This window comes from Streptomyces sp. NBC_01013 (assembly GCF_045162765.1).
GTDB lineage: Bacteria > Actinomycetota > Actinomycetes > Streptomycetales > Streptomycetaceae > Streptomyces.
Window position 1 is genome coordinate 216,613 of sequence record NZ_CP108687.1, and the last position, 22,191, is coordinate 238,803.

20 protein-coding genes and 1 pseudogene are annotated in these 22,191 nt (G+C 71.0%); 10 read left to right on the forward strand and 11 right to left on the reverse strand.

Going from position 1 to position 22,191, the window contains the following annotated elements; translation table 11 throughout:
* Positions 1-103: 103 nt before the first annotated feature.
* Positions 104-1,135 carry a helix-turn-helix transcriptional regulator gene (locus OG538_RS00915; protein ID WP_406089122.1) on the reverse strand — a complete coding sequence of 344 codons (1,032 nt, stop codon included), beginning with the start codon at positions 1,133-1,135 and terminating at the stop codon, positions 104-106.
* Positions 1,136-1,279: 144 nt separating this feature from the next.
* Between OG538_RS00915 and OG538_RS00920 the strand changes: the two genes are divergently transcribed.
* Positions 1,280-1,741, forward strand: coding sequence for a VOC family protein (locus OG538_RS00920; protein WP_406089123.1), 462 nt, complete (start codon positions 1,280-1,282; stop codon positions 1,739-1,741).
* A gap of 192 nt (positions 1,742-1,933) precedes the next feature.
* Here OG538_RS00920 and OG538_RS00925 read toward each other — a convergent pair whose 3' ends face one another.
* Together OG538_RS00925 and OG538_RS00930 are read right to left on the reverse strand one after the other, a co-directional pair.
* Complete coding sequence (locus tag OG538_RS00925) at positions 1,934-2,302, reverse strand: ArsR/SmtB family transcription factor (RefSeq protein ID WP_406089124.1); 369 nt, start codon at positions 2,300-2,302, stop codon at positions 1,934-1,936.
* The gene (locus OG538_RS00930; protein ID WP_406089126.1) at positions 2,299-2,745 is read right to left on the reverse strand and encodes an SRPBCC domain-containing protein; all 447 of its coding nucleotides are present in this window, start codon (positions 2,743-2,745) and stop codon (positions 2,299-2,301) included. The genes OG538_RS00925 and OG538_RS00930 overlap by 4 nt, the downstream gene beginning before the upstream one ends.
* A gap of 167 nt (positions 2,746-2,912) precedes the next feature.
* On the opposite strand from OG538_RS00930, the gene OG538_RS00935 reads away from it, so the two are divergent.
* From OG538_RS00935 to OG538_RS00945, 3 genes are all read left to right on the forward strand, one after another.
* Positions 2,913-3,707 (forward strand): DeoR/GlpR family DNA-binding transcription regulator, encoded by a 795-nt coding sequence (locus OG538_RS00935; RefSeq protein ID WP_406089128.1) that lies wholly within the window; start codon positions 2,913-2,915, stop codon positions 3,705-3,707.
* A gap of 87 nt (positions 3,708-3,794) precedes the next feature.
* Positions 3,795-4,148, forward strand: coding sequence for a DUF4406 domain-containing protein (locus OG538_RS00940; RefSeq protein WP_406099931.1), 354 nt, complete (start codon positions 3,795-3,797; stop codon positions 4,146-4,148).
* Positions 4,145-4,825 carry an NUDIX domain-containing protein gene (locus OG538_RS00945; protein ID WP_406089130.1) on the forward strand — a complete coding sequence of 227 codons (681 nt, stop codon included), beginning with the start codon at positions 4,145-4,147 and terminating at the stop codon, positions 4,823-4,825. Before OG538_RS00940 ends, OG538_RS00945 begins: the two co-directional genes overlap by 4 nt.
* Positions 4,826-4,856: 31 nt before the next feature.
* Here OG538_RS00945 and OG538_RS00950 read toward each other — a convergent pair whose 3' ends face one another.
* On the reverse strand, positions 4,857-5,474 hold the full coding sequence (locus OG538_RS00950) for a TOPRIM nucleotidyl transferase/hydrolase domain-containing protein (RefSeq protein ID WP_406089131.1): 618 nt from the start codon (positions 5,472-5,474) through the stop codon (positions 4,857-4,859).
* A 449-nt stretch (positions 5,475-5,923) separates the two neighbouring features.
* A complete protein-coding gene (locus tag OG538_RS00955; protein ID WP_406089133.1) occupies positions 5,924-6,796 on the reverse strand; it encodes an NAD(P)H-binding protein in 873 nt (290 codons plus the stop codon).
* 89 nt (positions 6,797-6,885) lie between these two features.
* Here OG538_RS00955 and OG538_RS00960 point away from each other — a divergent pair, with 89 nt between their 5' ends.
* Positions 6,886-7,632 carry a TetR/AcrR family transcriptional regulator gene (locus OG538_RS00960; protein ID WP_406089135.1) on the forward strand — a complete coding sequence of 249 codons (747 nt, stop codon included), beginning with the start codon at positions 6,886-6,888 and terminating at the stop codon, positions 7,630-7,632.
* Positions 7,633-7,803: 171 nt separating this feature from the next.
* On the opposite strand, the gene OG538_RS00965 is transcribed toward OG538_RS00960, so the two are convergent.
* Complete coding sequence (locus OG538_RS00965; RefSeq protein WP_406089137.1) at positions 7,804-8,181, reverse strand: MerR family transcriptional regulator; 378 nt, start codon at positions 8,179-8,181, stop codon at positions 7,804-7,806.
* Positions 8,182-8,292: 111 nt separating this feature from the next.
* Between OG538_RS00965 and OG538_RS00970 the strand changes: the two genes are divergently transcribed.
* The gene (locus OG538_RS00970; RefSeq protein ID WP_406089139.1) at positions 8,293-9,366 is read left to right on the forward strand and encodes an alkene reductase; all 1,074 of its coding nucleotides are present in this window, start codon (positions 8,293-8,295) and stop codon (positions 9,364-9,366) included.
* Between the two features lie 142 nt (positions 9,367-9,508).
* On the opposite strand, the gene OG538_RS00975 is transcribed toward OG538_RS00970, so the two are convergent.
* On the reverse strand, positions 9,509-10,771 hold the full coding sequence (locus tag OG538_RS00975; protein WP_406089141.1) for an MFS transporter: 1,263 nt from the start codon (positions 10,769-10,771) through the stop codon (positions 9,509-9,511).
* A gap of 79 nt (positions 10,772-10,850) precedes the next feature.
* On the opposite strand from OG538_RS00975, the gene OG538_RS00980 reads away from it, so the two are divergent.
* Positions 10,851-11,744 carry a LysR family transcriptional regulator gene (locus tag OG538_RS00980; RefSeq protein ID WP_406089143.1) on the forward strand — a complete coding sequence of 298 codons (894 nt, stop codon included), beginning with the start codon at positions 10,851-10,853 and terminating at the stop codon, positions 11,742-11,744.
* Between the two features lie 274 nt (positions 11,745-12,018).
* On the forward strand, positions 12,019-15,393 hold the full coding sequence (locus tag OG538_RS00985) for a pyruvate carboxylase (RefSeq protein WP_406089145.1): 3,375 nt from the start codon (positions 12,019-12,021) through the stop codon (positions 15,391-15,393).
* 48 nt (positions 15,394-15,441) lie between these two features.
* On the opposite strand, the gene OG538_RS00990 is transcribed toward OG538_RS00985, so the two are convergent.
* The 3 genes and pseudogenes from OG538_RS00990 to OG538_RS01000 all read right to left on the reverse strand — a co-directional run.
* The gene (locus OG538_RS00990) at positions 15,442-17,283 is read right to left on the reverse strand and encodes a DUF2201 family putative metallopeptidase (RefSeq protein ID WP_406089147.1); all 1,842 of its coding nucleotides are present in this window, start codon (positions 17,281-17,283) and stop codon (positions 15,442-15,444) included.
* Positions 17,280-18,341, reverse strand: a complete 1,062-nt coding sequence (locus OG538_RS00995; RefSeq protein WP_406089149.1) for an ATP-binding protein — start codon at positions 18,339-18,341, stop codon at positions 17,280-17,282. Before OG538_RS00995 ends, OG538_RS00990 begins: the two co-directional genes overlap by 4 nt.
* Positions 18,342-18,451: 110 nt before the next feature.
* Positions 18,452-18,649, reverse strand: a pseudogene (locus tag OG538_RS01000) (GNAT family N-acetyltransferase); the annotation flags it as partial.
* A gap of 155 nt (positions 18,650-18,804) precedes the next feature.
* On the opposite strand from OG538_RS01000, the gene OG538_RS01005 reads away from it, so the two are divergent.
* Positions 18,805-19,665, forward strand: a complete 861-nt coding sequence (locus OG538_RS01005; RefSeq protein ID WP_406089151.1) for a poly-gamma-glutamate hydrolase family protein — start codon at positions 18,805-18,807, stop codon at positions 19,663-19,665.
* Between the two features lie 246 nt (positions 19,666-19,911).
* Positions 19,912-20,385: a carboxymuconolactone decarboxylase family protein gene (locus tag OG538_RS01010; protein ID WP_406089153.1), complete on the forward strand. Its 474-nt coding sequence runs from the start codon at positions 19,912-19,914 to the stop codon at positions 20,383-20,385.
* A gap of 417 nt (positions 20,386-20,802) precedes the next feature.
* On the opposite strand, the gene OG538_RS01015 is transcribed toward OG538_RS01010, so the two are convergent.
* Complete coding sequence (locus OG538_RS01015; RefSeq protein ID WP_406089155.1) at positions 20,803-21,894, reverse strand: winged helix DNA-binding domain-containing protein; 1,092 nt, start codon at positions 21,892-21,894, stop codon at positions 20,803-20,805.
* Between the last annotated feature and the right edge of the window lie 297 nt (positions 21,895-22,191).

The window sequence follows — 22,191 nt, forward strand, 5'->3', positions numbered from 1 at the left end:
ACCCTTCGGATGAGCCGCACAAGCGCTTTCTACGGACCTTAAGCATCAGCCATGTTCACGTCAATGGACATACATCTGAAACATAGTCATGATTATGAACGCACTATCGCCCCGGTTCGGGGGGTGCCACGGGGGATGACATCGATGCACCCGCCGACAGCAGCCTCTGCGCCAGCACCCGGCAGCGCGTTGCGAGTTCCGGAGGGTCGAGCACCTCGAAGTCGTGTCCGAGCAGGAGGACGTGCATGAGTACGGCGTCCAGGTCGGCAGCACCGCTGAGCACCTCGCAGAGCCCACTCCCCCGCTGACGCACGACAGCCGCGGACGCCGGGATCTGCGCGCGCACCGTGTCGGCCGGCGCGTGCACGAGGAAACGCGCCCGGTGCGGGTAGACCCGACTCGCCACACCCTCCTGCACGTACGCCGCGGCGTCGGGCGCGGCGCGCGGGTGAAAACGCCACGCACGAGCGGCCACAGCACCCATCCGGTCGACGCGGAAGCTGCGCCAGCCGTCGCGATCGAGGTCGTAGGCGAGGAGGTACCAGCGCCGGTCGGAGGCGACCAGCCGATAGGGCTCGACCCGTCGCCGTCGCGAATCGCCTCCTGGGGGCACCTCCTGGGCGGAGTCCGGGGAGGGGTAGTCGAAGCCGGCTTCGACCTCGTCGCGGCAGGCCCTGGCCAGCGTCATGAGCACCTCGGGGTCGACCGGCGTGCGGCCTCCGCCGAAGGACTCCACCGAGCCGGTCAGAGCGCCCACCTCGTGCCGCAGCCGAGTGGGCAGCACCTGGTCGAGCTTGGTCAGCGCACGGAGTGCGGCGTCGCCGGCGCCCGCAACCGCTCCGCCCGCGCCGGCGAGCAGCGAGACCGCGGTGGCGATCGCCTCCTGGTCGTCGAGAAGCAGCGGCGGCAGATCCTGCCCCGGTCCGAGCCGGTAGCCCCCGCCGACACCCTGGCCGGCATGCACCGGATAGCCGAGTGTGCGCAGCCGTTCGACATCGCGTCGTACCGTGCGCGGTGTGACCCCGAGCCGGGCTGCGAGCTCGGGGCCGGTCCAGACCCGAGGCTGCTGCAGCAGCCCGAGAAGGGTCAGCACCCGCTCCGTCGTGCCCAGCTCGTCACTGCTCGCCGCGTGCATGTCGCCACCCTGCCAGAGATGGCGGACCGATCCTGTCCGCCAGAGGTGCCATGGTGACTCCATGGGCACAGGCGCATGCGGCGGGAACCGGACGCCGCACGACCTGTCCCCGCACACCCCTCCAGCTACGAGCGGAGCAACCCGATGAGCCGACACATCCAGGTCACCTTCGACGCCCACGATCCGCGCGCACTGTCGCGCTTCTGGCGCGACGCGCTGGGCTACGTCCACCCCGGGCCGCCCGGGGTCGAGCTCCCGGAGGGCGCCGACCCGCTGGCGGCGTGGGACGACTTCCTCGCGCAGATCGGCGTACCGGAGGAACAGCGCAATTCGAGGTCAGCCATCGAGGACCCGGACGGACACGGCCCGCGCGTCTTCTTCCAGCAGGTGCCGGAGGACAAGGTAGCCAAGAATCGCGTCCACCTCGACATCCGGGCCGCTCCCGAGCGGCAGGGAGAGGAGCGGATGGCAGCGCTGGAGGCCGAGTGCGACCGGCTCGTCGCGTTGGGGGCGAAGCGGGTACGTCGCGACGATCCCGCTCCCCCGATGAGTGCCGGCTTCATCGTGATGGCCGACCCCGAGGGCAACGAATTCTGCCTGGACTGACCCACCGCTCGGCCGTGGTCCCGAACGTCATGGCCACTCAGGCCCGTGTCCCGGCTGGACCCACTTCGGGCCCAGCCGGGACACAGAGGCTTTCGACGCGGCCAAGCGCCCGTCGTGAGGGACGGCGGCAGATTCGTACCCGGGACAGGGAGCCCACCGCCCGCATCGGCTGAGCGGCTCGTCGGACCGGCTTCACTCGGGGCGCGTGGTACGCGCTTCCCGCTCCGCCGCTTCGGCGACGCGCTTGATGTGCGCCAGTCTCCGGTCCCAGTCCGCCGCCAGCATGGTCATCCACCGCGCCGTCGCGTCGAGCGCCGCGGGCCGAACCGCATAGCGCACCTCGCGGCCGACCCGGGTGCCGGACACCAACTCGGCGGCATCCAGGACGGCGAGGTGCTTGACCACCGCCTGCCGCGACACGGGCAGCCGTTCGGCCAGCGTCGTCGCGGTGGCCTCGCCCCGCTCCGCGAGCAGATCGAGCAACTGGCGTCGCGTCGGGTCGGCGAGCGCGCCGAGGACGCTGCCGACGGCCTCGGCGACACCAGGAGGTTCCTCCGTCATGCGTCGGGCTGTTCGGCGCGCGTCTTGAGCGCGTCGAGCTCCAGGGGCCAGCCTCCGGTGTGGTCCTTCAGGTTCTGACTGCGCAGCTCCTCGGATCCCGCCAGAGCCGCGAACCCGCTCTCGACGACACGCAGCCGCGTTCGAGCGCCCTCCCGGGTCAGCGTGAACTCCACGAGGGTGCTGTTCTCCTCGCGCAGTTCCTCTCCCGGGAACGCACTGGTCCAGCGGTACGCGAGGTACGTCGGCGGCTGGACCTTCTCCACACGCACCGGGAAGTCGCCGTGCTCGGCGTGCTTGGCCACGATCGATTCACCCTCTCTTGCCACGGTGCCCGGCAGGCTCGCCTTGTCGGCCACCCAGAAGCCGGGTTGGGCCACCAGTGACCAGACCCGCTCCAGGGGCGCCTCGATCAAGGTCTCTCGTTCGATCCGGTCCTCGCTCATGAGGTGACTCCGTTTCATTGTCGTCGCATGACTTGCAACCCCAGGGTTGCACAACGGGATTTCACGCGCAACCCACAGGTTGCATTACACGCCGAAGCGCGGGGCGTGCCACTCACCATTCGCTCGATACTTTGTTCATTCGAACAGTGCCGTGGTAGAAAGTGCGCATGAGTGTCGCCAATCGCCTCGACCTGACCCTGCGGCTCGTTCAGGGTGCCGACGGCTCCGACCGGATCTCGGTGTCGGAGCTCTCCCGGCGCCTGGGCGTGTCGGAGATGACCGTGCGCAGAGACCTGGACGCCCTGGAGGGCCAGGGGCTCGTCCGGCGCGTCCACGGAGGAGCCGTGGCGACGCGCTCCCGGGCCGAGGACGCCGGATTCCTCGCACGAGAGCCGTGGCAGGCCGCCACCAAGGACCGCCTGGGCGGCGCCGTGGCACAGCTGGTGGAGCCAGGATCACGGGTGCTGCTGGACGCGGGGACCACAACGGTGCACGTCGCCGAACACCTGGCGGCACAGGCTCCGCTGACAGTCGCCGTGCTGAGCCTGCAGGCCGCAGTGTGCCTGGCCGACCGGCCGGGGATCGAACTCCTGGTCGTGGGCGGGCGCTCGCGCCCCGGGGAGCGGTCCTTCGTCGGGCCACTCGCGCTGCGCACGCTGGAGTCCTTGGCCTTCGACTGCTTCGTCATGTCCATCGGCGGTGTGCACGCCGAACACGGCTGGTCGGAGTTCTCTCTGGACGACGCCGCGGTGAAGCAGGCCGGGCTCGCCCGGGCCGACCGCACCGTCGCGGTGGCGGACGCGACCAAACTCGGCGTGCGCGCCTTCAGCCGGGTGGCGCCCCTCGGCGCCGTGCACCACTTCGTCACCGACCGGGCCGCCGACAGCGCCTGCACTCACCCCAGCGGCCCCCGGACCCTCGACGCTCTGCGCGAAGCAGGCGTCCGGACCGTCCTCGCCTGAGCCCTTGCGCTCACCGGCCCCCGAGCCCCGCCCCCACCAACCCTCATTGAGGAGTGTGCCCCCGTGGCCACCGAACCGCGTTCGTTGATGATCCTCGTCGCCGGCCCCTACCGGTCGGGTACCGGCGACGACCCGCTCAAGCTGGAGGCCCATGTCCGTGCGATGAACCAGTCGGCCCTCCGTCTCTTCCGCGCCGGCCACCTGGCCGTCACCGGCGAGGCCCTCGCACTGCCACTCCTGGACGCCGCCGGAAGCACCCGGCCCGGCGACCCGCTGTTCGACGAGATCTTCCATCCGGTCGCCGAGCGACTCCTCGCCCGCTGCGACGCCGTTCTGCGCATCGGCGGCCCTTCCGAGGGAGCGGATCTGATGGTCGCCCTGGCCCGTGCCCGAGGCCAGGCCGTCTACACCGATGCCGCCGACGTACCGGCCGCCCGATGACCGCCGGTCTCGACACCCCCGACCGCCGCGGGCGCACCGGCCTGGACCGGCACGGCCTCGGCCTGACCGGCAACCCCCGCGTGCGGATCCGTGACGTGGAGGTGCTCTCCTGCGACTGGTACGTCCTGCGCAAGACCACCTTCGACTACGAACACGCCGACGGGCACACCAGCCGGGAGCAGCGCGAGACGTACGACCGCGGCGACGGGGCCACGATCCTCCTCCACAACACCACCCACCGCACCGTGCTGCTCACCCGTCAATTCCGTCTCCCCGCCTATGTCAACGGACACCCCGACGGCATGCTCCTGGAAACAGCCGCGGGGCTCCTCGACGGGGAGAGCCCGGACACGGCGATCCGCCGCGAGGCCGCAGAGGAGACCGGCCATGTCATCGGAGCTCCCGAGTTCGTCTTCGCCGTCTACATGAGCCCCGGCTCCGTCACCGAGCGCGTGCACTTCTACGCAGCCCCGTACGACCCGGCGGCCACCTCGACCGGGACGACCGGAGTGGCGTCCGAGGGCGAGGACATCACCACCGTCGAGCTCCCGTTCACCGATGCCCTGGCCATGGTGCGCAGCGGCGCGATCGTCGACGCGAAGACCATCATGCTGCTTCAATGGGCCGCGCTCGACGGCCCGTTCCGACGCTCGGACGCGCTCCCCCACCGGAACTGACCGCGGGCGGCGCCGAAGGGTCTGCCGAGCGTCAGAGGCCCGCGAGCAGGCAGTCGAGCGGGACGGGTACGCGTTCGGGGTCGAGTGCCTCGACGAGGACGCGGCCGTAGTGGATCTTGCGGCCCTTCTTCGTGCCGAGGAATCGCCGCAGGTGCTGCTGCGGGGTACGGCCCTGCTGGGCGGGCTGGTGCAGGAAGATCTGGAGCGCGCGGAGGTCGCCTTCGGCCTCGATGAGTTCTTCCACCCGCGTCACACCGAGCGCCCGGATGAGCTCGTCCTCCAAATCCGCCGCGCAGACGAAGAACTTCTCGTGCGCGGCGTCTGCGCGCTCCAAGCCGCGTGTGTAGTAGGGCCGTTCGGCCTCGTCGCACAGGCCCGTGAGACGGAGGCCCAGCCCGGGCGGTCCCAGCAGACGGGCGAAACGTCCGACGCTCATCGCACCGCCCATCGGCAGGACGCAGATCCCTTCGGCCGCCAGATCCCGGCCGCGGCTTGCGGCCAGGGCGTTCACCGCTGCGGAGTCGCTCGGCCCCTCCAGCAGAACGGCCGTCCGGACGGACAGCCGCGCGGCCAGTTCGCGCGGGGAATCACCGGGGCCACCTGCCGCCCAGGCGATGACGGCCCTCCGGAACAACTCCATGTCAGCCACGAGACGAGTCTCCGGCATACCCAGCCGCGACGGTAGGGAATTCCCGTTAGGGCGGGACTGGTGCCGAACACGAACCGCGCCGACCGGTGCGTGACATCGACGCCTCGTCACGCGCGGCAACTCCGCGCGGTGGCGTTGGTCCGTCTGTCCTGTGGGGTCATGGTCCAGTCGCCCGGAGTCCGACCGGGTGCGCTTCCACCGGAGGGGGCCACCACACTCCGTGATTCCTCCCTGAGATCTGCGCCGGCCCCACGGCCGCCGCGGCCGGCGCGGCAAGCACGCACGCGGCTGCCACCCTTCGCGACGTGTACCGAACGCGTCCGAGATCGCGGGGAGATGGCCGGCGCCCAGCCCCTCCCCCGAGCGGATCCCCGTACCCAGGCCCGCCGGACCGCAGCAGGGCACGAGTGACGGCAGACCGGTCACCCGCCGCTTGCCGGGCGGAGCGCTCAGCACCCGACGCCGGTGGACAGCTCCGCGCGCAGCACCTCACTCAGGGGGGTCGGTTCGCGGGAGATGAGGCCGGCCAGCGTCGGGTCGACAGCGGCGAACTCACCGGCGCGGGCGGCCGCGAAGACGCCGAGCAGATGATCGGCCGCCTCAGCAGGCACACCACGGCCCGTCAGTTGGTCGCGGAACCGGGCGTCGGGCGCGGTGGTCCGCGTCAGGGCGCGGCCCGTGACATCGGCGGCGAGGGCGGCGACCTCGTCGAAGGTGAAGGCCCGCCCGGCGGTGAGTGGGGGCGTGGACCCGTCGAACCGGCCTTCGTCGGCCAGGACGGCGGCGGCCGCGTCGGCGAGGTCGGCGTGCGCCGTCCAGCTCACCGGACCGTCCTCGGGAAGCGCCAGGCTGCCGGAATCGGCGGCATGGCCGAGGAACTGCACCGCGGCTGCCGCATGGAAGCCGTTGCGCAGCGCGGTGAACGGCACACCCGAGGCGCTCAGCGCCCGTTCGGTGGCGGCATGGTCGCGGCAGGCCTGGAAGTGCGACGAGGCTCCGGCGCCCATGTGGCTGGTGTAGAGGATGCGGCGGGCTCCCGCGGCGACCGCCGCGTCAATGGCGGTTCGGTGGAGCCGTACCGCCTCCTCGCCCATCCGGTCGACGGACACAACGAGGACCTGGGTAGCGCCCTCGAAGGCATGAGCGAGCCCGGCCGCTTCATCGAAGCTGCCGTGCCGCACCCGAACTCCCTGCTCGACGAAGGCCTGCGCCTTCTGCGGGTCCCGGACGCTGACTCCGACCTGGTCCGCCGGCATGCGCACCAGCAGCCGCTCGACGATCTGACGCCCCAGCTGCCCGGTGGCTCCGGTCACGATGATCATGATGCACTCCCCTGCTCGGTTCCACTGGAATCACCTTTACGGTAACACCGATACTAACGACGGAACCAGCAGAGCTGTATCGTTGATACATGCCACCCCGTTCACCCAGCACCACCGCCGCCGATTCCGGCACCACGGCCTCACCTCGCGAGCAGCCGCGTCAGCGGGTGATCGAGGCCGCCGCAGACCTCCTGGCACGTGAGGGCCGCGACGCGGTCACCACTCGGGCGGTCGCTGTCGCGGCAGGCCTTCAACCACCGGCCATCTACCGGCTGTTCGGCGACAAGGACGGGCTGCTGGAAGCGGTTGCCGAGCACGGCTTCACCCAGTTCCTCGCGGCCAAGCACGTAGACCCCGAGCCCCGGGATCCTCTCGATGACCTGCGGGCCGGCTGGGATCTGGCGGTCGAGTTCGGTCTGGACAATCCAGCCCTGTACTCGCTGATGTACAGCGAGCCCACGGAGCCGACGTCGGCCGCTTTCCAGGCCGGAATGGCGATCCTGAAGGGCCGTGTCCAGCGCCTCGCCGTCGGTGGCTGGCTCCGCGTGGACGAGGAACTGGCAGCCGCGATCATCCACGCCACGGGGCGCGGCGCCGTGCTCACCTGGCTCTCGCTGCCGGAGGACCGGCGCGACCCGGCACTGCTGACCACGCTGAGGGAATCCATGGTCTCCGCCGTGACCAACCAGGAGCCGGCCGTACGGAGCACGGGGCCGGCCGGTGCCGCGCGCGCCCTGCGCGCCGCGCTGCCCGACCAGACGACTCTCAGCGCTTCGGAGCAGCAGCTCCTCAGGGAGTGGCTGGATCGTCTCGCCTCCGACAGCCGACAGGCCTGACAGCACGCCGCCCGCGCCCAGCCACTCCCCGTCCCCGCTCACACCCTCACCAGGATGTACTCCGGACCGGACGAAGCCCGGTATCCGGAGCTGGGCCTCGTCACCGGTCAGCGGGGCCCTGCGATCGCGATCGTCCCGGACGAGGCCCAGGCGCGGGGGCCGGTTCCGCCGTCAGTCGGCCGCGGGATGCCCCAGCTGCTCCCGGTGCGCCCGGGCCGTCGCCACCAGTACGTCGAGGGTGTCCCGGGTCCGTACGAGGTCGTCGATGTGCGCGGAGAGCCGCTCGCGCTCCTGGGCCATCCGCTCCAGTGCCGAGTCGGAGTTCTCCCTGCTGGGCGCGTCGACGCAGGGCAGCAGCTCGACGATGGTGCGGCTGGACAGGCCCGCCGCGTACAGGCGCTGGATGAACGCGACCCGTTCGACCTCCTCCTCCGTGTAGTGCCGCTGCCCGCTGGGACTGCGCGTGCTGGCGAGCAGCCCCTGCTCCTCGTAGTAGCGCATGGACCGGACACTGACCCCGGCCCGGGACGCCAGCTCTCCGATGCGCATGGAACCCTCCCGATCATGTCCTGCGTCACAGGACTTGCCTCTGACATCAATGTGAGGTTTTAGCGTAACTGCATGCCCTTCGGGCACCGCTGAACGCGAAGGAGTCCTGTAGTGACGTCCCTTTTCACCGGCTACCGTCTCGCCGGTCTGACACTGCCCAACCGCGTGGTCATGGCCCCGATGTCCCGGGTACGGGCCGCTGCCGACGGCCTGGCGACACCCTCCATGGCCGCCTACTACGCCCAGCGGGCCAGCGCCGGGCTGATCGTGAGCGAAGGGGTCCAGCCGAGCGTCATAGGGCAGTCCAATCCGGGGACGCCGGGGCTGCACACCGACGAGCAGGTCGCGTCCTGGCGCCCCGTCACCGCCGCCGTCCATGCCAACGGCGGGCGGATCTTCGCCCAGATCATGCACGGCGGCCGGGTCTCGCACCCCGAGACCACGGGCCTGCAGCCGATCGGCCCCTCGGCCGTCCCCGCCGTCGGTGACGTGTTCACCCCGACCGGGCCCCAGCCCGCTCCGATGCCCCGCGCCCTGGACACCGCCGAGGTGCCCGACCAGGCACAGTCGTACGCCCGGGCCGCCCGCCGCGCCGTCGACGCCGGCTTCGACGGGGTGGAACTGCACGGCGCCAACGGTTACTTGATCTCGCAGTTCCTCTCGACCAACGCCAATCTGCGCACGGACCGCTACGGTGGTCCGGTCGCCAACCGGATTCGCTTCGCCGTCGAGGCCGCCTCCGCCACCGTCGACGCCGTGGGCGGCGCCAGGACGGGAATCCGCCTCTCGCCGGGCGGCCTGTTCTGGGGGGTCGAGGACAGCGAAACCGTCGAGCTCTACTCCGCGCTGCTGACCGAACTGGCCCGCCTCGACGTGGCGTACGTGCATCTTGAGGCCACTGTCGAGGAGGAGGTACTCCTCATGCTGCGCCGTGCGTGGCCGGGCACCCTGATCATCAACCCCACCCTCCCGATGGGGCCCAAGCAGACCGGGCGGGACGACGCGGACCACTGGCTCGGACTGGGTGCCGATCTGATCAGCTTCGGCCGCGCCTTCATCTCCAACCCCGACCTCGTCGAGCGGCTGCGCGGCGGACTGCCGATCGCACCTGTCGACGAGGCCACGTACTACCAGGGCGGCGATGCCGGTTACCTGACCTACCCGGCCTACCAGTACGCGGCCTGACCCCACGCCGGCGCCCGCCGGTCGCGCCCGCTGCCGGAGGGCTGCCGGTGCGCGACCGGACGGGGCGGCACCACGCCGCAGAGATCCGGGTCCGGCGGTGTGCGGACCCTTCGCCTCATCCAGCGGTCTTGGGACTCCTGGATCAGTGGGCCGCCGTGGCCGATGGCGAGTCGTGGCCTCGGTGACCCGAGGGCTTCGGCGAATTTCCCGCAGCTCGGCCGACGGTGAGGCGTTCCAGAATCCAGAGCACCACGGTGCCGGCCGAGAGGGAGGCGCCCAGGACACAGACGCCCGTCCAGCCACCGCGCACCCAGATCACCGAGGTCAGCGCGGACCCCACCGCGCCGCCGACGAAGAAGGAGGTCATGAAGGCGGAGTTGATCCGGTTGCGGGCCTCGGGGCGGAGGGCGTAGATGACGTTCTGGGTGCTGTTGAGCACCGCCTGGTGTGCCAGGTCCAGCGCGATGACGCCGATGAGCAGCCAGACGAGGGAGCGGGCACCGGCTGCGAGCGCCGCCCAGGACGCCAGCAGCAGGAGCGTCCCGGCACCGGTCACCATCTGGACGCGCCCGCGGTCCGCCAGCCTCCCCGCGACTGTGGCGCTCAGCGCGCCGGCGGCACCGACCAGCCCGAAGAGGCCGATGGCCGACTCCGACCAGCCGTAGGGGGACCGGACCAGCAGGAAGGTGAGCGCCGTCCACAGCACACTGAACGAAGCCATGCTCAGGGCACCGATGCACGAGCGCCACCGCAGCAGTGGCTCGTACCGGAACATCGCCACCGTCGAGCGCAACAGGCCCGGATAGGTCAGGCCGCCGCCGTCCCCGCTCAGCCGGGGCAGGAAGAGGCGCAACAGGAGGGCCATCAGCGCCATCAGGACCGCGTTCACCCAGTAGACCGTGCGCCAGCCGCCCACCTCCGACAGCGCTCCGGACGCCGTGCGGGCCAGCAGCAGACCGAGCAGCAGACCGGTCATCACCGTGCCGACCACCTTGCCGCGTTCGGCCGGGGCCGCCAGTGACACCGCGAACGGAACCACTACCTGCGCCCCCACCGAGGTCAGCGCGGTGAGGGCCGTACCGACCAGCAGCACCGTCGCGTGAGCAGCGGTGGCCGACACCAGCAGGAACACCGCCGTCGCCGCGTAGAGCAGCACCGCCAGCCGTCGGCGTTCCATCAGGTCACCGAGCGGCACCAGCAGGATCAGGCCCAGTGCGTACCCGCCCTGAGCGACCGTCACGACCAGTGCCGCTGTCGTGCCCCCGAGTCCCAGTTCCCGGCCGATGAGGTCGAGGAGGGGTTGCGCGAAGTAGTTCCCGGCCACCGCCAGTCCCGTGGCCACCGACATGAGCAGGAGCAGCCCGTGCGACAAGCCGCCGCCCGGATGGGATCTCGTCGTTGTCATGCCCTCATCGTCGGCGACGGCTGATCAATGAGTCCAACACATGCTGTTCATCGAACCAATCATGAATCACGATTGATCCATGGATCTTCAGCAGATGCGCTACGTCATCGCAGTGGCGGAGACGAAGAACTTCACCCGTGCCGCTGAGCAGTGCTTGGTCGTCCAGTCCGCGCTGAGCCATCAGATCGCGCGGCTGGAACGCGAGCTGGGTGCCCGGCTGTTCGAGCGGACCAGCCGCCGGGTCCGGCTGACCGCCGCCGGCGAGGCGTTCCTCCCGGCGGCCCGTCAGGCGCTCGACGCCGCCGAACGGGCCCGGGCGGAGGTGGCGGCCGTGGCCGGCGAGATCCGAGGCCCGCTTGCCGTCGGAGCCATTCCCACCGTGACGGCGGTCGACCTGCCCGCCGCGCTCAAGCGGTTCCACCTGCGTCATCGGGAGGTACGCATCAGCCTGCGCGTAGGCGCGAGTGAGGAACTGGCCGAACAGGTGCGGCAGGGCACTCTGGACGCCGCTTTCCTGGGACTGCCCCCGGGGCCGCGGCCCAAGGGGGTGCGCGGCCGGGAGCTGGCACGTGGCCACCTCGTGGCCGTGGTCCCACCGGGTCACCCGCTGGCGGACCAGGGGGAGGTGGACCTGGCACGGCTGGGTGACGAGCCGTTCGTCGACTTCCCCGCGGGCACGGCCGGGCGGGTGCAGTCCGACGACGCCTTCGCCGCGGCGGGGGTGCGACGCGAGGTCGCCTTCGAGGTGACGGCGCCTCACCCCATGGCCCGTCTGATCCGGCAGGGGCTCGGCATCGGGATGCTGCCCGCCGCCTTCGTCGACGAGTTCCCCGACCTGCCCGTCGTCCGCCTCCGTGACGCGCCGGTGCGGGTGGAACACCTGGTCTGGAGCAGCTTCCGGCCCTCCCCCGCCGCGACGGCCTTCCTCTCGATGTTCGGTGACGGGGAGGTGCCGGAGGCCCGGGGCGAGTGACAGGACTGCGGTGTCCGGGACCATCCGTTCGGGGCGGCCCGCGCGTCTTGGGACACCGCTCCGAGTAACGGGCGGGCCGAATAGCGGCACGTGACGCACGCCATCCTTTGCGCCCGCGATCTCTGGGAAGGTCTCCGGTACGGTGTCGAACGCTCCGGCCCGAGCACCACGGAGCGCTTCGCCACCGCCACGTACCACCGGATGCCGATACGTGTATCCCGTGCGACATCGCCTGTCCTGAGGCCACGCGCCCGTGACACGACTGGGGAGTTTGATGTTCGACAAGGTATTGGTCGCCAACCGCGGGGAGATCGCGATCCGGGCGTTCCGCGCGGCGTTCGAGCTCGGAATCTCCACCGTGGCCGTGTACCCGCACGAGGACCGCAATTCCCTGCACCGTGCCAAGGCCGACGAGGCGTACCGGATCGGGGAGCCCGGTCATCCCGTACGGGCCTATCTCTCGGTGGACGAGGTGATCAAGGCTGCCCGGAAGGCGGGCGCCGACGCGATCTACCCGGGGTACGGGTTCCTGTCGGAGAATCCCGAGCTCGCGGCCGCGTGCTCCGAGGCCGGGATCACGTTCGTCGGACCGCCGGCACCGGTGCTGAACCTGACGGGGAACAAGTCCCGGGCGGTCGCGGCCGCACGGGCGGCCGGCGTCCCGGTACTAAGGTCGTCCGAGCCCTCCGAGGACGTCGACGCGCTCGTCGCGGCGTCCGACGACATCGGCTTCCCGGTCTTCGTGAAGGCCGTCGCCGGAGGCGGCGGGCGCGGAATGCGCCGGGTCGCGGAGCCGGGTGAGCTGCGCGAGGCGATCGACGCGGCCATGCGTGAGGCCCGGTCCGCGTTCGGCGACGCGACGGTCTTCCTGGAGCAGGCGGTGATCAACCCCCGCCACATCGAGGTGCAGATCCTCGCCGACGCCGACGGCAATGTCGTCCATCTCTACGAGCGGGACTGCTCGTTGCAGCGCCGCCACCAGAAGGTCGTCGAGATCGCGCCCGCCCCGAACCTGGACCCGGAGCTGCGGGACCGGATCTGTGCCGACGCGGTCGCCTTCGCGCGCCATATCGGATACGTGAACGCCGGCACCGTTGAATTCCTCGTCGACGAGCGCGGCAACCACGTGTTCATCGAGATGAACCCGCGCATCCAGGTCGAACACACCGTCACCGAGCAGGTCACCGGACGCGACCTGGTGATCGCGCAGCTGCGGATCGCCGCCGGCATGACACTGCCCGATCTGCATCTCACGCAGGACGACATCACCCTCAACGGCACCGCGATGCAGTGCCGCATCACGACGGAGGACCCGGCGAACGGGTTCCGGCCCGACACCGGCACCATCTCCGCCTACCGCTCTCCGGGCGGGCCGGGCGTGCGGCTGGACGGCGGCACTGTCCACACCGGCGCCGAGGTGTCGGCCCACTTCGACTCGATGCTGGTCAAACTGACCTGCCACGGGCATGACTTCGCCAATGCGGCCCGCCGTGCGCGCCGTGCGATCGCGGAGTTCCGCATCCGGGGGGTGGCGACGAACCTGCCGTTCCTGGGGGCCGTGCTGGACCAGCCCGACTTCCGGGCAGGGCGCATCACGACCAGCTTCATCGAAGAGCATCCGGAGCTGATCCGCGCGCGCCCGTCGGCCGACCGGGGCAGCCGCATGCTGAGCTATCTCGCCGAGACCACCGTCAACCGGCCGTACGGCCCCCGGCCCTCCGTCATCGAGCCCGCCGACAAGCTGCCCGCGCTGCCGGCCGGAACACCGCCGGCCGGGTCGCGGCAGCGCCTCGCGGCCATCGGACCGGAGGCCTTCGCCGCCGAACTGCGCGCCCAGTCGGCCGTCGCCGTCACCGACACCACGTTCCGCGACGCCCACCAGTCGCTGCTGGCCACCCGGGTGCGTACCCGCGACCTCCTGGCCGTCGCCCCGCACGTCGCGCAGACCGTGCCACAGCTGCTGAGCATCGAATGCTGGGGCGGAGCCACCTACGACGTAGCGCTGCGCTTCCTCGCCGAGGACCCGTGGGAGCGCCTGGCCAAGCTCCGGGAAGCCGTACCGAACATCTGTACGCAGATGCTGCTGCGTGGGCGCAACACGGTGGGCTACACCCCCTACCCCACCGAGGTCACCGAGGCGTTCGTCGCCGAGGCGGCCTCCACCGGGATGGACATCTTCCGGATCTTCGACGCCCTCAACGACGTCTCCCAGATGCGTCCGGCGATCGACGCCGTCCGCTCCACCGGCACCTCGGTCGCCGAGGTCGCCCTCTGCTACACCGCGGACCTCTCGAACCCCGGCGAGACCCTGTACACGCTGGACTACTACCTGCGTCTCGCCGAGCAGATCGTGGAGGCGGGCGCCCATGTCCTCGCCATCAAGGACATGGCCGGGCTGCTGCGTCCGCCCGCGGCCCGCACCCTCGTCACGGCGCTGCGCGAACGGTTCGACCTGCCGGTCCACCTGCACACCCATGACACCGCCGGCGGGCAGCTGGGCACCCTGATCGCCGCGATCGACGCGGGCGTGGACGCGGTGGACGCGGCGGTCGCCTCCATGGCAGGGACCACCAGCCAGCCCCCGATGTCGGCGCTGGTGGCCGCCACGGACCACACCGAGCGCGCTACCGGCCTCTCGCTCCAGGCGGTCGGCGATCTGGAGCCCTACTGGGAGGCGACCCGCAAGGTGTATGCCCCCTTCGAGTCCGGGCTGGCCTCACCGACCGGCCGGATCTACCACCACGAGATCCCCGGCGGCCAGTTGTCCAACCTGCGTCAGCAGGCCATCGCCCTCGGTCTGGGCGACCGCTTCGAGCTCATCGAGGACTGCTACGCCGCGGCCGACCGCATGCTCGGCCGGCTGGTGAAGGTGACGCCGTCGTCGAAGGTGGTCGGCGACCTGGCGCTGCATCTGGTGGGCGCGGGGGTCGAGGCATCGGACTTCGAGTCCGACCCCGGCAAGTTCGACGTGCCGGACTCCGTCATCGGGTTCCTGCGGGGCGAGCTCGGCGACCCGCCCGGTGGCTGGCCCGAACCCTTCCGTACCCGCGCGCTGCAGGGCCGACCGGCGAAGGCAGAGACACCGCACCTGTCCGACGAGGATCTCGAAGCCCTGAACCAGTCCCCGCGCGCGACCCTGAACCGGCTCCTGTTCCCCGGCCCGACCAAGGAGTTCAACGCCCACCGCGAGGCGTACGGGGACACCTCCGTACTGCCGACGCAGGACTTCCTGTACGGCCTGGAGACGGAGACCGAGCACACGGTCACGCTCGACCCCGGTGTCACCCTGCTGATCGAGCTGGAAGCGATCTCCGAGGCCGACGAGCGCGGCTTCCGGAGCGTACTGGCTACCCTCAACGGGCAGTTGCGGCCGGTATCGGTACGGGACAAGTCCGTGGCGACCGACGTGAAGGCGGCGGAGAAGGCGGACCGCGGCAACGTGGGCCATGTCGCCGCACCGTTCGCCGGCGTCGTGACACTGCAGGTCGAGGAGGGCGCGTCGGTGTCGGCCGGTCAGACCATCGCCACCATCGAGGCGATGAAGATGGAGGCCTCCATCACCGCGCAGGCGGCAGGCGTGGTACGCCGCCTGGCGATCGGCAAGGTGCAGCAGGTCGAGGCCGGCGATCTGCTCATCGAGGTCGGCTGACGCTCCGGGCCCGCCCGTGTTTCCGCGGGCGGGCCCGCCGGTCCGGTGTCAGGCGAGGCGGAACACCGGGCCGCGCGGTGTGAACGGCAACGAGGCGCCCTGCGGGATCAGGAGGGCGTGCTCGCGCCGGATCCGCAGGGCGTCGCACCACCCGTCGGTGATGACGAGCAGCGGGGCCGTCGGCGGAAAGTCGTCGGCCCGTTGCAACAGGTCGACACCCGGCTGGAGTTCGGTCCCGCCGCGGCCGCGGACCCGCACCCGTCCGGCGATCTCGGCCGGTGGCAGGTACCCGGCGTCGTACGCTGCCGCGTCGCAGAAGACGACGCGCGCCGCGGGTACGTCGCGTGCTTCCGCGTACGAGGCGATGGCTCCGAGCGCCTTGCCCAGCAGGCTGCTGTCCATCGAACCGGAGGTGTCGAGGACGACTCCGAAGGTGCAGCGAGCCGTTTCCTGCGGAGGGAAGTATCTCCCGGCACGCGGGATGCCGGGCGTCGACGCCTGCCGCCGCGCGGGGCGCGCGTAGGAGCGGACGGGCTCCGGCCGGGGCACGTACTCGTCGAACCAGCGGGCCAGTCTCGCGTCCCAGGGCACGGGCGGGTGGGCCAGCGCCCGGATCTCCTGGACGAGCCCGGCGGGCAGGAGGCCGCGCTCCCCGTACTGGTGCAGGTCGAATCCCTGGACCAGCCCGCGCCGGTAGAACTCGTCCAGATCGGTGTACCCACGGGCCTCGGCGTGCGGCAGCGGCTCACCGAGGATGTCACCGGCACCCCTGCCCCGCAGGGTGGCGAGGCGGCGCTGCCGGCGCAGGTCCCTCGCGATGCGGTCGTAGACCTCCTCGGCGGACAGCCCACGCAGGCCGGGGTCGTACAGCAGCCCCTCGGGCATGTCGCCGACCCGCATCTGCACGAGCCAGTCGTTGACCACGTAGTCCGCCGCGACGTTGAAGAGGAACGGATCGCGCCCACCACGGCGTTCGCCGTGGCGCAGTGCGGCGTGCAGCATCTCGTGGGCGAGGACGAAACGCCATTGCTCGTCGGTGAACGTCCGCAGCGGATTGACGTAGATCTCGCCTGCGACGGAGCTCACCGCGGCTATGTCGATGCTCTGCGAACGGGCCAGTTCGGCGTCCGCGACGACCGTGAGACCGGCGGCGAGCCCCCCGAGCAGGGGGTACGAGGAGACGAACCAGTTGAGGGCCCGGTCCCAGGGCCGCTGCGGTGCGCGCACTCCGGTGACGCTGTCGCGGCGGCCGCCCGCCACCTCCATCGCAGCGGACACGCTGCGGGTGAGCGCCCGCGCGAAGGAGGTCTCCCAGTCGGGGACGGCGGAGCGGTTCCACGACCGCCAGGTGGTGAGGATCTGGTCCGAGTGCTCCCCCGCGGTTCCGCAGTGCTCGTAGAGGGCGGGGATCCCGTCGCGGCGCCAGCGGACGGCGAGTTGTTCCTCGTCACCACCGGGATAGGAATCCGGCAGGTCAGTGAGGGGCCGCCCGGTCGGGTGGGTGAGCAGGAAGCGGTTGACGACCGCGCAGCGCGCCGCGAGGTCGAACCGGTCGGGCTGCTCGCGCGGGTCGTCCGCGGAGGCCGGTAGGTGGCCGAAACCCAGATGCAGCAGGCAGTGGGCGAGCACCCAGGCCCATTCGGCCGGGTCCGCCCGTCTGGTGGGATGGAGGTGGATGGTGCCGTTGGAGGTGACGGCGGCCAGTCCCCCTGCGGGGGTCAGTTCGCATGCCGTCTGCCGGCACACGGACGCCTCGACGGCCGCGAAGGCGGGGTTGCGTTTGACCATGGCGAGCCCGGCGGCGAACGCCTCTGCGGCCGGGTCCGGCATGTCGCCCTTGCCGCGGTTCGCGCCCTTGCCGTTGCGCCGACCGCCGGTCGCGGCCTTCATCGTCTGGCCTCGACCAGTCTGGGCATGTCGCGAGCGGCCTCGACGAGGAACCAGGCGGGCAGCACCGGCTGACCGTCGACGTCATCCGCGATGACGGTCTGCGCAACCTCGACGGAGATCTCCGCCAGTTGCACGAGCAGTGACTTGGCCCGGTAGGCCGTCTGCCGCATCGACGCCGAGACGTGCTCCTTGCGCCGCGGCAGCTCCTTCACGAGCCGTCCGCGGAACGCCTCGGCCAGGTAGTACAGCAGGTCACGGTCCTCCAGCCGGCCGAGCCAGGAGGCGTCACCCTTCAGGATCGCCTCGATGCCGAAGGTGTGGCGCACGATCTTCGCGTATCCGCAGAAGGACACGGCGTGGGCGGGGGTGAGCGTGCCGTGCGCGATGACTTTCAACGTCTGTTCGTCGATGTCCGGCCCGAAGGAGTGGAGGGCGTCGGAGAGCATGTGCCAGGACCGGGGAGTGGAGAACGGTTCCTCGCTCTTGGGCGGCTGCGACCACAGATGGTCCGGGCGGTCGACGACGTAGTCCGTCACCCACGGGTGGACGCCGTTCTCCCCCGCCCACACCAGCCAGTCCGCCGCCGAGGCCCGCAGATGGACATGGGTGAGCCGGTTGACCAGCGCGGACGCGATGGGCCTCGCCAGCGCGTTGTCCGTGGCACGGTTGCCGGCCCCGATGACGATCGAGCCTGCGGGCAGCTCGTACGATCCGATCCGCCGGTCCAGGATCAGCGAGTAGAACGCCTTCTGGACGTCGGGGGTCGCCGCGTTGAGTTCGTCGAGGAAGAGACAGTAGGGCTCGTCGCGGGCAATGGCCTCCGGCGGGCAGAACACGGAACGGCCGTCGCGGATCTGCGGGACGCCGATAAGGTCCTCCGGTGCGAGCTGCGTTCCCAGAAGACTCACACACTCCATGCCCAGCGAGCCGGCGAACTTCCGCACGAGCGACGACTTACCGATCCCGGGCGCTCCCCAGAGGAACACAGGCCGCACGGTTGCTAGCCCCAGCAGCAGTTCGGGGATCCGGGCGGGAGTGACGGTGACGGCGGCCTGCACGCTGAGGAGTTCCTTAGGGGCTCGGGAGTCGGAGCCCGCCCAGTATGCGGAGGCCCGATGGTGCACGCAGCCGATTTTCCGCAGGGTGGCCCCCGCCCTGCGGGACCGCCTCAGGACATGGAGCGGCGGAGGCCCTGCGCAGCGGCCTCGAAGCCGCAGGCTTCGTGGACGGTGTGGACGTACGCGTCATCCGCTGCCGGCAACTGCACCTTGTAGCAGTTGCCCGCCTCGGCGAGCTGAACAACAGCAGCCATCAGCAGGCGACCGGCACCGCGCCGCCGAGCAGGGGCCGCCACCACGACGTTCGCCGCGGAGCAGCCGTTAAGGTTCCGCCATCGGAAGGCGGATCCGACTCTGCGGTCGCACCACTGTGCGACATGCGTCGCCCTTCATGCTTCCGTGCCGGTAACCCGGCGCCGCACCCATCCGCCGGACCGGCCCGCACCTTACCTGAGGAACAACGATGTCCCAGTCTCACGCCAGTCGCAGGACCGTCCTCGCCTCCCTCGTGGCCGCAGCTGCGGGTGGCCCGCTCCTGACCGGCCTCGCCGCGACTCCGGCCTCCGCTGCCGGCGGTGACCTCTACGCCTCGAACTCGGACCTGTACACGAAGGCTGTCGAAGGCCAGGACTTCGCCCGCCGGTTCAAGCGGCACGAGGCCTTCGACAACGACAAGGCAGCCACCCCACGTCCCCGCCTGACCAGTGTGCTGGCCATCCACGGCGGCGGAATCGAAATGGGAACGTCCGAACTCTGCCTGGGCATAGCGGGGTACCGGCCCGACACCCTCGCCCCCGTCACGGCGGGCGGCCCGGTGTACGACTACTGGATGCTCGAAGGCCTGCGCTCTTCCAACAACGGCGAGCTGCACGTCACCGCGTCACACTGCGACGACCCGGTCGCGCGGTCCATGGCCTCCGGCAGCGCCAACGTCCTCAGCCTGCACGGCTGCACCGCGGCTCAGGCCGGAGCGCCTGCGGGGCTGCCCAAAGCGGTCGTGGTCGGCGGTCTCCACGCGCGTTTCCGCCAGCTGCTGTCCACGAAGCTGACCGATGCGGGCTTCCAGGTACTCGAGGGCGACCCGGAAGCCATCGACGGCGACCTGCCGGAGAACATCTGCAACCGCACCCTGACGGGCGAAGGCGGCGGCCAGCTGGAGATCACCACCGAACTCCGGCAGAGCCTCTTCGGGAACTTCTCCGGCGCGAGCAACCGCGCCGCCACCACCAACACGGACTTCTGGAAGTTCACCCAGGCCTGCAGTGACGCGATTGCGGCCATCGAGGCCGAACAGCTGGCGCGCAAGAGTCTCTTCGTCTACTGAGAGAACCTGCCGCCTTACGGTTCCGGCCCTCGGTACAGCCGCCTTCGGGCTCGAAGTGGTCGCGGAGTCGCGTCGTGGACCACGAAGCGGCAGCCGCCGGCGCGTCGCTGCCTCCTGCCGTGATGTCGGAGCGGGCTCCCCGCCCGTGCATCAGCGGGGAGACGCACGTCACACGTGGGCCTGTCACATTCCTCCGAGCCGGCCCGTCACAGAGGTGTATCCATCACCATCGCAAGGGAGTACACCATGGAAGCCCGTCTGAACCTGTTCGCCAACCCGCTCGCGGCCAAGGCCCTGAAGCACCTGGTCGCCGCGGGCAGGGCCTTCGAGGACTCGACGCTGCCCGGCGCGACGGCGGAGCTGGTGAAGCTCCGCGCTAGCCAGATCAACGGCTGTGGTGTCTGCACCGACATGCACACCAAGGACGCCACGGCCGCCGGGGAGACCGCGACTCGGCTTCACCTCGTGGCGGCCTGGCGGGAGGCGACGGTGTTCACCGACGCCGAGCGCGCCGCACTTGAGCTGGCCGAGCAGGGCACCCGCATCGCGGACGCGGCCGGAGGCGTCACGGACGAGGCCTGGGCGAACGCCGCCAAGCACTTTGACGAGGACCAGCTCGTCGCGCTGGTGGCGACCATCGCGTTCATCAACACCTTCAACCGGCTGAACGTCATCGTTCAGCAGCCCGCCGGCGACTACCAGCCCGGCCAGTTCGGCTGACCCGGGTCTCTCGGGTCCACGAGCACCGGTCCCGGGGGACGCCCGTGCCATCGGACGGCCCCCGGGGACCTGCTCGTTCGGTGCTGGTTCATGGGCCCGGGCGGTCAGGGTGGTGCGCGAAGCAGGCGATCCGGACCCCCGGATGACCGTGTCGCTCACGTTCTCGGCTCGGCCACGCCTGTTCCGAGTGTGGACAACGCGTGTTCCGGATACCTGGTGTCCGCCGACGGCACCCGGGGTGGGGGAGGCCGACAACGGGACTCCGGCGCACGGCAACGGAGCATCCGGACCGCGCTTCGGCCCTGTTCGACGGACCGATCGACTCCGCAGCGTCGGGAGCCGAGCTCTCCCACGGGTGAACCCCGCCCTGAGCCGAGCGAGTCCCGGCCGGCCGGCAGCTCATTCACGACACAGCCCTCAGTCGGCGATCCTGACGCGCCGGCTGTCGTTGTCGGAGAGGAACAGGGCAAGCGCCACGCCCTGTTCGGCGACGGCCGCGCGGTCGGCCCGGGAGAGGCGGCTCAGCGCAGTGACGGTCACGGTGCCGGCCTCGACGCTCCAGGTCGCGGCGACCCGGCCGTCGACCAGGACGATGCGAGCACCGGCGACCGACAGGCCACGGTCGGCGTCGTCGATGATCCGGGTGCGGTCCTGGTAGCCGAGGATCGCGTTGTCGAACGCCGGGAGGAAGCGCACCGGGGCGGGGGTGTCGGGGTCGGGGCGTGGCGCTTGCGGCAGATCCAGCAGCTCGCGGCCCCGACCATCGCGAAAGGTCACGAGCTCCCCGCGGATCGCGGCGATCGCGGTCGGCAGCCCGGCGAGGCCGCTCCAGGCTCGCAGGTCGGCAGAGGCCGCCGGCCCGAAGGCGGCGAGATAGCGACGTACCAACGCTTGACCGACGGGATCGGCAAGCTCCCGGGCGGGCGGGTCGACCGCGCGGCCCAGCCACGAGGCCATCGGCACGTTGCGCACTCCTGCCTTGGTGCGCCAGAGTCCGCGCGGCGGCAGCTGCACCATCGGGATGAGAGCGGCGACCAGCATTTCGCCCAGGGCCCGCGGCCCAGGGGCCGGCCAGCGATCGGCGAGCTCCCGTGCGAGTTGCGCCATCGAGCGCGGCTCGCCGTCGGCCATGACCGCCCGTCCGGCTGCGGCGAGTTCGTCGAGGTCCACCCCGTCGAGCTCACGGCGGTACGTTCCGAGTACGCGCTGCCGCAGCATGGCGTCGTGGCGCGCCCACCAGGCCAGAGCGTCCTCGGCGGTGACGAGGTGAACGGTCCGGCGCATGAGGTGCGTCCGGACCACGCTCCCCTGGGTCAGGAGGTCCGAGAGCACCGCCGGGTCGAAGGCGCGCAGACGTGACCAGAGCCCGACGAACGGCTCCTGCGGTTCCTGAGCCTGAAGACCGCCGAGGTGCGCGACGGCATCGATGGCCGGCATGTCCGCGCGGTCGAGCAGGAGTTGCCGGCAGAGCGTCGCACGGTTGAGCGCCCGGGCATTCAGTATGGTCATCGGGCTTCACCGGGTCGCGCTCGTCCGGCGGCCGCAGACCTGGCCGGATTCGGATCTCCTCCCGTTGAGGAGGGGGCCTCCTGGCAGGGTGGGAACGCCCGGGCACCGGTCGGCGCCGTTCGCTTGCACAGTTCCACGGTGATTCCGTTCTCAAGGATGCGTACATGCCGGGCGCAGGGCGGGAGCGCGCATCGATGCGCCGCCGCGGGCATCGTCCACCGATCCGGGCCGCCGAAGCGGTCGGAGGCGGGCCGGCCTGTCGTCGGGGTCGGGCCGGACCGTCGTCGAGGGCGGCCC

What these genes read in the sequence shown, in the direction of transcription:
- OG538_RS00915 (WP_406089122.1), bottom strand. Translation starts at nt 1,135, where the DNA reads ATGCACGCGGCGAGCAGTGACGAGCTGGGCACGACGGAGCGGGTGCTG.
- OG538_RS00920 (WP_406089123.1), top strand. Translation starts at nt 1,280, where the DNA reads ATGAGCCGACACATCCAGGTCACCTTCGACGCCCACGATCCGCGCGCA.
- OG538_RS00925 (WP_406089124.1), bottom strand. Translation starts at nt 2,302, where the DNA reads ATGACGGAGGAACCTCCTGGTGTCGCCGAGGCCGTCGGCAGCGTCCTC.
- OG538_RS00930 (WP_406089126.1), bottom strand. Translation starts at nt 2,745, where the DNA reads ATGAGCGAGGACCGGATCGAACGAGAGACCTTGATCGAGGCGCCCCTG.
- OG538_RS00935 (WP_406089128.1), top strand. Translation starts at nt 2,913, where the DNA reads ATGAGTGTCGCCAATCGCCTCGACCTGACCCTGCGGCTCGTTCAGGGT.
- OG538_RS00940 (WP_406099931.1), top strand. Translation starts at nt 3,795, where the DNA reads ATGATCCTCGTCGCCGGCCCCTACCGGTCGGGTACCGGCGACGACCCG.
- OG538_RS00945 (WP_406089130.1), top strand. Translation starts at nt 4,145, where the DNA reads ATGACCGCCGGTCTCGACACCCCCGACCGCCGCGGGCGCACCGGCCTG.
- OG538_RS00955 (WP_406089133.1), bottom strand. Translation starts at nt 6,796, where the DNA reads ATGATCATCGTGACCGGAGCCACCGGGCAGCTGGGGCGTCAGATCGTC.
- OG538_RS00960 (WP_406089135.1), top strand. Translation starts at nt 6,886, where the DNA reads ATGCCACCCCGTTCACCCAGCACCACCGCCGCCGATTCCGGCACCACG.
- OG538_RS00965 (WP_406089137.1), bottom strand. Translation starts at nt 8,181, where the DNA reads ATGCGCATCGGAGAGCTGGCGTCCCGGGCCGGGGTCAGTGTCCGGTCC.
- OG538_RS00975 (WP_406089141.1), bottom strand. Translation starts at nt 10,771, where the DNA reads ATGACAACGACGAGATCCCATCCGGGCGGCGGCTTGTCGCACGGGCTG.
- OG538_RS00980 (WP_406089143.1), top strand. Translation starts at nt 10,851, where the DNA reads ATGGATCTTCAGCAGATGCGCTACGTCATCGCAGTGGCGGAGACGAAG.
- OG538_RS00985 (WP_406089145.1), top strand. Translation starts at nt 12,019, where the DNA reads ATGTTCGACAAGGTATTGGTCGCCAACCGCGGGGAGATCGCGATCCGG.
- OG538_RS00990 (WP_406089147.1), bottom strand. Translation starts at nt 17,283, where the DNA reads ATGAAGGCCGCGACCGGCGGTCGGCGCAACGGCAAGGGCGCGAACCGC.
- OG538_RS01005 (WP_406089151.1), top strand. Translation starts at nt 18,805, where the DNA reads ATGTCCCAGTCTCACGCCAGTCGCAGGACCGTCCTCGCCTCCCTCGTG.
- OG538_RS01010 (WP_406089153.1), top strand. Translation starts at nt 19,912, where the DNA reads ATGGAAGCCCGTCTGAACCTGTTCGCCAACCCGCTCGCGGCCAAGGCC.
- OG538_RS01015 (WP_406089155.1), bottom strand. Translation starts at nt 21,894, where the DNA reads ATGACCATACTGAATGCCCGGGCGCTCAACCGTGCGACGCTCTGCCGG.